The 11,919-nt window shown below is 53.2% G+C and carries 12 protein-coding genes; 10 read left to right on the forward strand and 2 right to left on the reverse strand.

All coding sequences use genetic code 11. The annotated features are described in order from the left end of the window. Positions 1 to 2 precede the first annotated feature (2 nt). Together ispE and lolB are read right to left on the reverse strand one after the other, a co-directional pair. Positions 3 to 884 (reverse strand): 4-(cytidine 5'-diphospho)-2-C-methyl-D-erythritol kinase, encoded by an 882-nt coding sequence (gene ispE, locus J6J34_RS04705; RefSeq protein WP_301773738.1) that lies wholly within the window; start codon positions 882 to 884, stop codon positions 3 to 5. Further along, positions 872 to 1,501 (reverse strand): lipoprotein insertase outer membrane protein LolB, encoded by a 630-nt coding sequence (gene lolB / locus J6J34_RS04710; RefSeq protein WP_301898564.1) that lies wholly within the window; start codon positions 1,499 to 1,501, stop codon positions 872 to 874. Before lolB ends, ispE begins: the two co-directional genes overlap by 13 nt. Before the next feature lie 95 nt (positions 1,502 to 1,596). On the opposite strand from lolB, the gene hemA reads away from it, so the two are divergent. The 10 genes from hemA (at position 1,597) to J6J34_RS04760 (ending at position 11,890) form a co-directional block, all read left to right on the forward strand. Continuing rightward, positions 1,597 to 2,862, forward strand: coding sequence for a glutamyl-tRNA reductase (hemA, locus tag J6J34_RS04715; RefSeq protein ID WP_301773741.1), 1,266 nt, complete (start codon positions 1,597 to 1,599; stop codon positions 2,860 to 2,862). Positions 2,863 to 2,877: 15 nt separating this feature from the next. After that, positions 2,878 to 3,969, forward strand: coding sequence for a peptide chain release factor 1 (gene prfA, locus J6J34_RS04720; protein WP_301720792.1), 1,092 nt, complete (start codon positions 2,878 to 2,880; stop codon positions 3,967 to 3,969). Next, positions 3,969 to 4,862 (forward strand): peptide chain release factor N(5)-glutamine methyltransferase, encoded by an 894-nt coding sequence (gene prmC, locus J6J34_RS04725; protein WP_301836563.1) that lies wholly within the window; start codon positions 3,969 to 3,971, stop codon positions 4,860 to 4,862. Before prfA ends, prmC begins: the two co-directional genes overlap by 1 nt. After that, the gene (locus J6J34_RS04730; protein ID WP_418055161.1) at positions 4,862 to 5,467 is read left to right on the forward strand and encodes a response regulator; all 606 of its coding nucleotides are present in this window, start codon (positions 4,862 to 4,864) and stop codon (positions 5,465 to 5,467) included. The genes prmC and J6J34_RS04730 overlap by 1 nt, the downstream gene beginning before the upstream one ends. Further along, positions 5,464 to 5,841 carry a SirB2 family protein gene (locus J6J34_RS04735; protein WP_301719969.1) on the forward strand — a complete coding sequence of 126 codons (378 nt, stop codon included), beginning with the start codon at positions 5,464 to 5,466 and terminating at the stop codon, positions 5,839 to 5,841. The genes J6J34_RS04730 and J6J34_RS04735 overlap by 4 nt, the downstream gene beginning before the upstream one ends. 13 nt (positions 5,842 to 5,854) lie before the next feature. Further along, positions 5,855 to 6,673 (forward strand): tetratricopeptide repeat protein, encoded by an 819-nt coding sequence (locus J6J34_RS04740; RefSeq protein ID WP_301719970.1) that lies wholly within the window; start codon positions 5,855 to 5,857, stop codon positions 6,671 to 6,673. 45 nt (positions 6,674 to 6,718) lie between these two features. Then, complete coding sequence (locus J6J34_RS04745; RefSeq protein ID WP_301719971.1) at positions 6,719 to 7,969, forward strand: DUF819 family protein; 1,251 nt, start codon at positions 6,719 to 6,721, stop codon at positions 7,967 to 7,969. A 12-nt stretch (positions 7,970 to 7,981) separates the two neighbouring features. After that, positions 7,982 to 8,830: a 3-deoxy-8-phosphooctulonate synthase gene (gene kdsA, locus J6J34_RS04750; RefSeq protein WP_301720793.1), complete on the forward strand. Its 849-nt coding sequence runs from the start codon at positions 7,982 to 7,984 to the stop codon at positions 8,828 to 8,830. Between the two features lie 90 nt (positions 8,831 to 8,920). Next, positions 8,921 to 9,556 carry a TetR family transcriptional repressor PsrA gene (gene psrA / locus J6J34_RS04755; RefSeq protein ID WP_301773743.1) on the forward strand — a complete coding sequence of 212 codons (636 nt, stop codon included), beginning with the start codon at positions 8,921 to 8,923 and terminating at the stop codon, positions 9,554 to 9,556. A 30-nt stretch (positions 9,557 to 9,586) separates the two neighbouring features. After that, a complete protein-coding gene (locus J6J34_RS04760; protein ID WP_301719973.1) occupies positions 9,587 to 11,890 on the forward strand; it encodes an acyl-CoA dehydrogenase in 2,304 nt (767 codons plus the stop codon). Positions 11,891 to 11,919 lie beyond the last annotated feature (29 nt).

Genomic DNA, 11,919 nt, shown 5'->3' on the forward strand with positions numbered 1-11,919 from the left:
CCTCAATCATGGTTGGTCAGGTTGTCAGTTGAAGCCTGCCGCAGTTGCTGGCAGACCGGGGATTCATTCAGGCCTCGCGCGACAAATCCTGTCCATTGTGCAGGCATCCTTGCCAGGGCAGCGCGGGCCATCTCTTGGCTTTCAAATGATCCGAAAAGGCATGCTCCGGTACCCGTAAGCCGAGTTGGCGCGTATTCTACCAACCAGTCGAGGGCGTTGGCAACTTCGGGGTGCAAACGACGTACCAAAGGCTCGAATACATTTTCGGTGTGTTGGGTACTCCAATCCCAGCTATTGACCGGAGCGCAGTCGCGGCGCAGCTCGGGATGCTGAAAAATAGTAGCGGTGCGAATATGTACTTTAGGGTCCACCACCAAATACCAGGGGCTGGCTGGAGCCACCGGCGTCAGGCGTTCACCTACGCCTTCAGCGAACGCCGCATGGCCGTGGATAAACACCGGGACATCGGCCCCGAGTTGCAGCCCCAGCTGAGCCAGTTGCTCAGTGCTCAGCGACAGTTGCCAGAGTTGGCGTAAGGCCAGCAATGTGGTGGCCGCATCTGATGAACCGCCGCCGAGTCCGCCGCCGTAGGGAAGCCGCTTATCAAGAATAATGCGGGCGCCTTGTGCGGGCTGGTTATTGGCTAGGGCCCAGTCCTGCAAGGCGCGGGCTGCCCGCACCACCAGGTTGTCATCATTCTCGAGCTGCGGGTCAGAGCATTGAAAGTCCAGCTTGGCGGTCGCTAAGCGGGTAAAGCTCAAACTGTCGTGCCGGTCCAGGAACTGGAATACCGTCTGTAACTCATGGTAGCCATCGCTGCGACGGCCGGTGATATGCAAAAACAGATTGAGTTTTGCCGGTGCGGGTAAGACTAAAGTTTCCACTGACTGACCTTTAATTTAATGCGCCACTCAGGGCTGATAAGTTCCAGTTGATGAGGCATAAGATAGGATTGCTCAGCCTGGTAGCTGCTTAGCTCAACCTGCCACTTCTCGCTGGTCGTTGTCACCAGATACCGATTCAGTGTGGCGTAGGGCTTACCGTCCAGGTCATGCAGTTGATAGCTCAGCTGCACTGCGCCATCAGGGCGCCGGCCGGTGATGACTTCGCTGAGCAGCTGCAGGGGCAGCTGAAAATTGAAGATGCGGGCAATCAGTTGCTCGGCAGTAACACCGTAATAGGGCTGCCCTTCTTCATCGAAAAAGGTGGCACCGGTGAGATCTTCCTCAAGGCGCGCCAGGGTGCCTTTCAATGGATGATAAAAGCGCAGACGCATTTCGCCAGGGGCGTGCTGCCACTCAAGGTAAACCGCGTCACGGTCATCTTCAACACGATTAAACAGCGCGAGCTGTCCGCTGATGCTCCAGTCTGTCAGGCTGGCGATAGCCTGCTGATGGCGTTCAGCGGCATTTCGATCGATTGCACTCTGCGGAATTTCCGGAGGTGCTGCCGCGCAGCCACTCAGCAGTAGGGCAACGATTAGCAGTAGACGTACTTTCATGAAGGTTTCCCACTGTTGGTGTGCTTTTCATCATCGGGCCTTTAACGTACAATTAGCGGCGTTTTGCAGTGCCAGAGGCTCGCTTACTTTTCATTATGACTATTTTTGCACTCGGTGTTAACCATAAAACCGCTTCGGTCGATTTGCGCGAGCAAGTGGCCTTCTCTCCCGAGCAGCTGCATCAGGCGCTACCCGCTTTGCGTGCGCAGACTGGCGTGCGCGAAGCCGTCATTGTTTCGACCTGTAATCGCACCGAGATCTACTGTCATGCCGACAGTGTAGATGGTCCTTCGGTGGATTTACTGCTGGGCTGGTTAGCAGGTTATCACGGGGTGTCCGCAACCCAGTTGCAGGAACACAGTTATTGTCATACCGACGCGGCAGCTATTGATCACTTAATGCGGGTGGCCAGTGGACTGGACTCGTTGATCTTAGGCGAGCCGCAGATCCTCGGTCAGGTCAAACAGGCGTACCAGTTCGCCAAGAACCAAGCCAGTGTGGGCGGGATTCTGGAGCGTTTGTTTCAACAGACTTTTCATATTGCCAAGCGGGTACGCAGTGAGACGGCCGTGGGTGAAAATGCCGTTTCCGTAGCTTTTGCTGCGGTCAACCTGGCGCGGCATATTTTTGCCGAGCTGCAGCAGGCCTCGGTGCTGCTGGTCGGTGCCGGTGACACCGCCGAGCTGGTGGCGCAACATCTGACTGAGATAGGAGTGAAACGCCTCTCTGTCGCGAACCGAACACTGATGCGTGCCGAAACCGTTGCCACTAAATTTGGTGGTCACGCCCATACCCTGGGTGAACTGCCGGAGCTGTTGCCGCAGGCGGATATCGTCATCAGTTCCACGGCCAGCACCTTGCCGATTATCGGTAAAGGCTTAATCGAAAGTGCCCTCAAACAACGGCGGCGCCGCCCGATGCTGTTGATTGATTTAGCTGTGCCGCGTGATATTGAAGCACAAGTGAATGATCTGAATGATGCGTATCTGTACAGTGTTGACGATTTACAGGGCATTATTCAGGAAAATCTGCGCAACCGGGAAGAAGCGGCAAGCCAGGCGCAGACAATGATCGCCGAGCAGACACAAAATTTTATGAGCTGGTTGCGGACGCTGGATCATGTCGATGTATTGCGCGACTTTCGTCAACAGACCGAGCGTCTGGCGCAAGAGCAAATGCAGCGGGCGTCGAATCAGTTGGCCGCCGGGAAGCCAGCGGACGAGGTGTTAGCAGAGTTGACCCAGCGTCTGACCAATCAGTTTTTACACGCACCCACGCGGATGATGCGTGAGGCCGGGGCAAAAGGTGACTACCAGACTTTGGCCTTATTTCAACAAATCTATAATGACGATAACGACTAAGGTTTCTGCGCAATGATGAATCCTTCCATTACCCGCAAACTTGAAGCTTTGCTGGAACGCTATGAAGAAGTTCAGCACTTACTGAGTGATGCGGGCGTAATTGCCGATCAAGATCGGTTTCGCGGCTTATCGCGGGAATACTCACAGTTAGAAGAATTGGTAAAATGTTTTCGCGATTATCAACAAGCCCAGGAAGACGGGCAGGCCGCGGAAGAGATGCTGGCCGAAGATGATGCAGAGATGCGCGAGATGGGGCAGGCCGAACTTGAAACGGCCAAAGCCCGGCAAGAGCAACTGGAGCAGGAGCTACAGATCCTGTTGCTGCCCCGCGATCCCAACGATGACCGCCCGTGTTATCTGGAAATTCGTGCCGGTGCCGGCGGTGATGAAGCAGCGATTTTCGCGGGTGATTTGTTTCGCATGTACAGCCGTTACGCTGAACAGCATGGCTGGAAAGTCAGCATTGTTAACGCTAATGAAGGTGAACACGGCGGCTACAAAGAGGTGATTGCTCACATTTCCGGTGATGGGGCCTACGGTCGTATGAAATTTGAATCTGGCGGTCATCGCGTGCAGCGGGTTCCGGAAACCGAATCCCAGGGACGTGTGCATACCTCCGCCTGTACGGTTGCGGTGTTACCGGAAGTGCCGGAAGCCGAAGCCATCGAGATCAACCCGGCGGATTTACGCGTTGATACTTTCCGCGCCTCAGGTGCCGGTGGTCAGCACGTTAACCGTACCGATTCTGCGATCCGTATTACCCACTTACCATCAGGCTTTGTGGTTGAATGTCAGGATGAACGTTCACAACATAAAAACCGCGCCAAAGCGATGTCAGTGCTGCAGGCCCGGTTGCAACAGTACGCCGATGACAAGCGTCGGCAGGAAGAACAGTCCACCCGCCGGAGTCTGGTCGGTAGTGGCGATCGCTCTGAGCGCATTCGCACTTATAACTATCCGCAGGGCCGGGTCAGCGACCACCGTATCAATTTGACCTTATACCGCCTGGAAGAGGTCTTAAACGGTAGCTTGGATCTGATTCTTGACGCTATTGTGCAGGAACATCAGGCTGACCAGCTGGCAGCGCTGGCTGAGTCGCAGGGCTAATGACGACAGAGCATCCGGTGCAGTCAGTGCGGGCGGCGTTAGTTTGGGCGCGCGCGCAGCTGGATGCCAGCGCGTCACCAGCTTTAGATGCAGAAGTGTTGCTTGCGCACGTCATGCAACAATCGCGAACCTATCTGCACACCTGGCCTGAGCGCACGCTGAGCAGTGCTGAGCACGCTCATTTTCTCGAACTCACGCGCGCGCGCGCGGCGGGTACTCCGATTGCCCATTTGCTGGGCAGTCGTGAATTCTGGTCCCTTGAGTTGCTGGTGAACGACAGTACTCTGATCCCCCGACCTGATACTGAAGTGCTGGTGGAAAAAATACTGCAACTGGGGTTACCAGAAGGTGCCCGGGTGCTGGACCTTGGCACGGGGACCGGCGCTATTGCCCTGGCGCTGAAATCCGAACATCCGGATTGGCAGCTGACGGCTGTGGATCAGTCAGCAGCTGCGGTAGAGCTTGCTAAAACCAACGCCGAACGCTTGCAGCTCGAGTGTGAAATTCTGCAGAGTGACTGGTTCAGTGCCTTGGCCGCCACTCCAGCTGCGGATTTTGACTGTATTGTCGCCAATCCGCCTTACATCGCAGCGGATGATCCGCATTTGCAGCAGGGCGATGTGCGGTTTGAGCCTGTCACTGCTTTGGTCGCCAGTGACAACGGCTTTGCCGATTTGCAGCATATTATCACCACCGCGCGGCGCTATTTAAAAGCTGGCGGCTGGCTGGTGCTTGAGCACGGCTGGCAACAAGCGGCGGGATGCCGCGAACTGCTGCAGGCGGCCGGCTATGAAGCTGTCGCCAGCGGCACGGACTATGCTAATCTGGAACGGATGAGTTTCGGACAGTGGTGTGACGCCAGCAAGGTCACAAGTGAAAAGGGAGGCAGTTGATGATGTCGAGTGATTTTATTTTCGCCAACGAACCGCTGGAACCTGCGAAAGAAGATAAGCCAAGCTCCAGGACAAAATGGAAACTGCTCATCGTTGATGATGAAAAAGAAGTGCATGCAGTGACACGGCTGGCGCTTATGGATGTGGTCTTCGAAGATGCAGGGTTGGAGTTCATCAGTGCTCACTCACTGGCCGAGGCCAAGCAACAAATCGCGCAGCACCCAGATCTGGCCATCGCTCTGCTGGATGTGGTCATGGAGACTGATGACGCCGGTTTACAGGTTGCTAACTACATCCGCCACGACTGCAATAACCGTAGCACACGAATTATTTTGCGCACTGGCCAGCCCGGTCAGGCACCAGAGCGCGCAGTGGTCATGAATTATGATATCAATGACTACAAAGCCAAGACTGAACTGACCTCACAAAAATTATTTACCAGCGTCATGTCGGCATTGCGTTCGTATCGTGACATTATGCAGGTCGAGCGCCAACGGCAACGACTCCAGCGACGCTTAGATAAGATGAATGACCTACTCAAACACAATTATCCGCAAGCTTGGCAAGCGGTCCAACAACAACAGCAAGAAGAGGACAACCCGTGATTCCATTTGAAGCTTTGAAGCATCTGCACGTCACTTTTGTAGTGCTAAGTGTGTTATTATTCGTGCTGCGTTTTTTCTGGCGGTGTATTGATGCCAGGGTCGCGCAGCAGAAGTGGGTCAAGATTGTCCCGCACGTTATCGATACTCTGTTGCTGCTGACCATCATTGGTATGTTGCTGCATTGGCAGCAATGGCCATGGCAAACCGCCTGGTTAGCGAACAAAACATTAGGCTTGTTCGGCTATATCGTATTTGGCTTAGTGGCCATGAAGGCGACCACCCCAACTTTCCGTTACGGTGGTTTTATCATCGCTTTGGGTTGGATTGGCTTCCTGTTTCACGTGGCCTTTTCAAAACAAGCTCTTATAGGTTAAAAAATAGGATTCTATGCAGTTTTCGTACCTTGAACATGTCGACCATGAGTTACTCCCCACCATAGAAATTCTGTGGGAAGTGAGTCGTGTCTTCCATACTGACAGTGATCACTATGTCAGTTCTTTTTATCAGCAACTCAGCGCCTTAAAGGAGAGTCCTGAGCTGGCGGATAAAGAGGGCAGTGAACGGTTACGGGAACTGTGTAAGCAATTTTATTTACAACTGGGCTTTAGTAAGGCGCCAGAACCGCTGTTGAGCAGCAAACGTGTGTTGCTCGATCGGGCTATCAGATTACGTACTGGTGAGCCTTTGACGCTGGCGCTGCTGCTGCAGGAGGCCGCGTCTTATCATGGTCTGGTGCTCGAGCTCATCGATTTTCCGGGGTATCCGCTGCTGCGTTTTGATCATGACCAGTGCAGCTACTTTGTTGACCCTGTCAATGGCGAAATGTTGCTGGACCAGCAGGTGCAGCAACGATTTGAAGATGCTGTTGAAGAAGAGGACGATGAAGAGGACTTCAGTTGGGAAATGCTGGAAACTGCCGAGCAGAAAGTCATTGTGGTTCGCTATTTATCGGAGCTTAAGCATGCGTTCATCACTGACCGCCGTTTTGCTGATGCCCTGACAACGGTGCATATGCTGCTTGCGGTGTTACCCGATGACCCTTACGAAATCCGGGATCGCGGCTACATTCTTGAAGAACTCGACTGTAACCACGTGGCGGTTGACGACTACCAATACTTTGTCGAACAATGCCCTGATGATCCCAGTGCTCAATTATTGCGCTTACAACTAGAAAACTGGACCACGCCGCAAACGGTTTTGCACTAATCCCGTGCGTCTTAACATCCACTAAAATAAGAATAAGAGGTAGTCGTGGAAGCAACTCCTTTAATTACCAATGATGGTGTGATTTTCGGCCTACTGGCCGTTATCCTGGGGGCAATTTTCTATACCCAGCAGAGCGGTCACTCGTTCTGGCAGAAATTTTATAAATGGGTTCCGGCACTGTTATTGTGCTATTTCGTGCCCTCGCTACTGAATACCTTTGGTGTCGTTAATGGTAGTGAAACCGGCATCTATCCGCTGGTCATGAGCTATCTGCTGCCCGCCACTTTGGTGCTGTTAACCCTAAGCCTGGACCTGAAAGCCATTGCCCGGCTTGGACCAAAGCTGATTATATTATTCCTCACCGGTACCGTTGGTATCGTGATCGGTGGCCCGATTGCCTTACTGCTGGTTTCCATCCTATTCCCTGAAATGCTGGGCGGAGCAGGTCCTGATGCGGTCTGGCGCGGCATGACGACCATTGCCGGCAGCTGGATTGGCGGTGGTGCCAACCAAGCCGCAATGAAAGAAGTTTACGAAGTCGGCGGTGAGATTTTCTCGGCGATGGTGACCGTTGATATTATCGTTGCCAACCTGTGGATGGCGGTTTTACTCTACATGGCTGCCAACAGTAAAACCATTGACACCCGCATCGGCGCTGATACCAGTGCCATCGAAGCCATCAAAGAGCGCGTGGAAACCTTCGAAGCTGAGCACCGTCGCGAAGCAAAACTACCTGATTACGTGTTTATTCTGGCCGTAGGTTTCGGTGTCGCCGGCATTGGTCACTTAGGTGCTGATATCATCGCACCTTATATTGCTGATAACGTACCGGCACTGGTTGATTTCAGTCTGGATAAAAAATTCTTCTGGCTGATCGTGATTGCGACCACCCTTGGCGTAGCTTTGTCCTTCACTCCAGCACGCAAACTTGAAGGGGTAGGCGCGTCGAAAATTGGTTCGCTCTTTGTTTATATCCTGGTCGCTACTATAGGCTTGCACATGGATGTCAGCGCCATTGTTGAAGTTCCTAAGTACTTCCTGATTGGTGCGATCTGGATGCTGATTCATGCTGGCCTGATGTTGTTGGTGGCACGCTTATTGAAAGCCCCGGTGTTTTACATGGCGGTTGGCAGCCAGGCGAATGTCGGCGGTGCCGCATCAGCTCCTGTGGTGGCGTCTGCTTTTCACCCGTCATTGGCTCCGGTAGGGGTATTATTAGCGGTGCTGGGTTATGCACTAGGTACTTATATGGCCTATATTTGTGGGCAAATCCTTCGTGTCATTGCCACCGGCTAAGGAATTATTGTGATCAATACGCAAGTTATCAAAATCGGTGACGTGCAAGTGGGAAACCACTTGCCGTTTGTGCTCTTCGGCGGCATGAATGTCCTTGAATCAAGAGATCTGGCAATGCAAGTGGCTGAGCATTATGTTGAAGTCACCCAACGCCTTGGTATTCCTTTTGTTTTCAAAGCATCTTTTGATAAAGCCAATCGTTCTTCCATCCACTCCTATCGCGGACCTGGAATGGAAAAAGGATTGGAGATCTTTGCTGAGATCAAACAGACCTTTAACGTACCGATTATTACCGACGTGCATGAACCCTATCAGGCCAAGCCGGTCGCCGAAGTCGCTGATATTTTGCAACTTCCGGCGTTCTTAGCACGGCAGACGGATCTGGTCGTGGCGATGGCGGAAACCGGTGCAGTGATTAATGTGAAGAAACCACAGTTTCTTGCACCTCAGGAAATGCGGCATATTTTGAAAAAATTTGCCGAAGCTGAGAATCGCAAGGTTATTTTGTGCGAGCGCGGCAGTTCCTTTGGTTACAACAATTTAGTCGTGGATATGCTGGGTATGGATGAGATGCGCCAGATGGCACCGGTAATGTTCGATGCAACGCATGCATTGCAGCGACCAGGTGGCCGCGCTGACTCAGCTGATGGCCGCCGGGCGCAAGCAGCAGTGCTGGCGCGTTCGGGAATGGCGCTGGGGTTAGCGGGGCTGTTTATTGAAGCTCATCCGGATCCAGATCAGGCAAAATGTGACGGACCCTGCGCTCTGCCGCTCAGTAAACTTGAACCCTACCTGCAACAGATGCAGGCAGTGGACGAGTTAGTCAAAAATTTCGCCGAGCTCGATACCTCGACGAGTTAACAAAGAAGCTGGTCAGATCCTTGCACCGTTGCCTGACATGCTATAAATTAAAACGCATGTTTAAAATGGATGTTCCAAACGGCGGTGAAGATGGCTAAGCGCATCACAACCCAAGAAAAAATTCTAAATGCTGCCGAGGCCTTGTTCGCAGAGCAGGGCTTCGAGCAAACCTCCTTACGTCAAATCACAACCGAAGCAGCGGTCAATTTAGCTTCAGTGAATTATCATTTCGGTTCCAAGAAAGCGCTGATTCAGGCGGTGATGGCGCGCTATCTGGAAATCTTTATGCCTGCGTTACGGACGCAACTCGAAGGCCTCGGCGCCAAGGGCAGCTTCACTACGCGCGACGTTTTTGATCGTTTCCGTACGCCGCTGAGCGAATTGCGGCAGGTGCGCAAGCATGGTCCGACTCTGTTCCTGAGCCTGCTGGGCTTTGCCTATGCGGAAATTCAGGGACATCTGCGGCGTTACACCATGGAACACTTTGGTGATGTGATGGCGCTGTTACTGGATACCTTGCATCAGGCGAATCCAAAATTAAGTCCCGTAGATATGTTCTGGCGTCTACACTTTGTGTTGGGCGCGACCGTTTTTGCTCAGGTTTCCGGTCCGGCGTTGCGGGAAATCGCTGCAGCCGACTTCGGTGAAGCCGTGGCCGCCGATCAGGTGATTGATCGATTGATTCCATTTTTAGCTGGTGGCGTTGACGCCACCACCGCTGAGTAGCATTCAAAGTACTAAGTACGAGGGTAGGTTATGGAAATTCTGATTCTTTTAGTCGTCGCTGTAGTACTGCTTTTTGCAGTAAAAGAAATCCGCCGTAGCCTGATCAGCCGGCCGATGTTTGGCTTCTTTAAACGCGTCCTGCCGCCGTTGTCTGACACCGAGCGTGAGGCTATGACCGCAGGTGACGTGTGGTGGGATGCAGAGCTTTTCAGTGGGCGGCCGGACTGGCACAAATTCCAGCAGGCGGCGCCGCCAAAGTTTACCGAAGCTGAACAGGCTTTTATTGATAACGAACTGGAAACCTTGCTGGCGATGCTGGATGACTTCAAGATCGTTCAGCAAGATTGCGATATGCCCAAAAAAGTATGGGATTACATTCGCAAAGAGAAATTTTTCGCGATGATCATCGGTAAAGAGTTTGGCGGCCTGGATTTCTCTCCGGCGGCGAACTCGCACATCGTCTCCCGCATTGCCACGCGTTCCATCAGTGCTGCGGTATCGGTGATGGTGCCCAACTCACTGGGTCCAGGCGAACTCCTGACCCATTACGGTACGGACGAGCAGAAAAAGTATTGGCTGCCACGCCTGGCAGATGGCACGGATATTCCTTGTTTTGCGCTCACTGGCCCGGAAGCTGGCTCGGATGCCGGGGCAATCCCGGATACCGGTATCATCTGTAAAGGTGAGCACGAAGGTAAAGAAGTTTTAGGTATCCGGCTGAACTGGGACAAACGTTACATCACGCTGGCACCGGTCGCTACGGTCGTAGGGCTGGCGTTCAAGCTGCACGATCCTGAAGGTTTAATTGGTGACAAAGAAGATATTGGTATCACCTGTGCACTGATCCCTGCCAACCATGAGGGTGTTACGACCGGTGATCGTCACTTGCCACTGAATCAGGCCTTTATGAACGGTACCACGTCAGGGCAAGATGTTTTCATCCCACTGGATTGGATTATTGGTGGTAAGGACTACGCAGGTAAGGGCTGGCGCATGCTGATGGAATGCTTGTCGGCAGGCCGCGGTATTTCTTTACCGGCGCTGGCCACGGCGACCGGACACATGGCGCAACGTATGACCGGTGCCTACGCTTATGTACGACAGCAGTTCGGCTTGCCGATTGGCAAGTTTGAAGGGGTCCAGGAAGCTATGGGGCGTATCGGTGGTACCAATTACACCATCGAATCCATGCGGCGACTCACCGTAGCTGCGTTGTGTGAAGGCAAGAGCCCGTCAGTGATCACGGCGATGACGAAATACCATATGACGGAAATGGGCCGTGAGGTCATTGAAGCGGCCATGGATGTGCATGCCGGTAAGGGCATTCAGCTGGGTCCGAAAAACTACCTTGGTCATGGCTACATGGCCACCCCGGTATCCATTACCGTTGAAGGCGCGAATATACTAACGCGTAACCTGATGATTTTTGGCCAGGGCGCGACGCGTTGCCATCCCTACGTGCTCAAAGAAATGGACGCGGCCGCCAACCCTGATGAAGAGCAAGGCTTAAGAGATTTCGATGAGCTGCTGCTGAAACACATTGGTTTCGCCGCCAGTAACTTCTTTGGTAGCTTCTGGATGGGGCTGACTGGAGCGCGCTTTAATTCCAGTCCAATCAGTGGTCCTACTGCTCGTTACTATCAACAGCTGACACGCATGAGCCGCGCTCTGGCGCTGACTGCAGACGCAGCAATGCTGATACTGGGTGGTGACCTGAAGCGCAAAGAAATGCTGTCAGCGCGGCTGGGAGATGTCCTCAGCCACCTGTACATGGCTTCTGCGGTACTCAAGCGTTACGAAGACGACGGTCGTCAAAGTGGTGATCTGGTTTACGTGAATTATGCATTGCAACATCACCTGCACGCCATCGGTGAAGCCTTCGACGGTTTCTTCGCAAACTTCCCCAACCGCGTGATTGCCTGGGGCTTACGCGTTGCAATTTTCCCGTTAGGGATTCATTACAACGCTCCTGCGGATGAGTTGTTGCAAGGCATTGCCGACAGCATGATGGAGCCGGGCGTCACCCGTGACCGCCATACCTTCCTGTGTTACTGGAAAGATGATCCTAAAGATATGACCGGTCATATGGAGCTGGCATTTACCGCTATGAAAGCACATGAGAGTGTCTACAAACGCTTGCAGAAAGCTGAGAAACGTGGCGAGATTGCGCCCAACCTGGCGGGCGACGAGCTGGTGAAAGCGGCGCGGAAAGCGGACATTTTAAGTGCCGACGAGGCGAAGAGCCTCAAGCAGGTAGAGAAACTGCGGATTGCGGCGATTGCCGTGGATCAGTTCGCACCAGGGACCCTGGAAAAGAGAACGTTCGCTAAGTAGCGAACGTTCTTTTCGGGTCAGGGATGACC

The organism is Pseudidiomarina terrestris (assembly GCF_030466405.1).
GTDB classification, from domain to species: Bacteria; Pseudomonadota; Gammaproteobacteria; order Enterobacterales; family Alteromonadaceae; genus Pseudidiomarina; species Pseudidiomarina terrestris.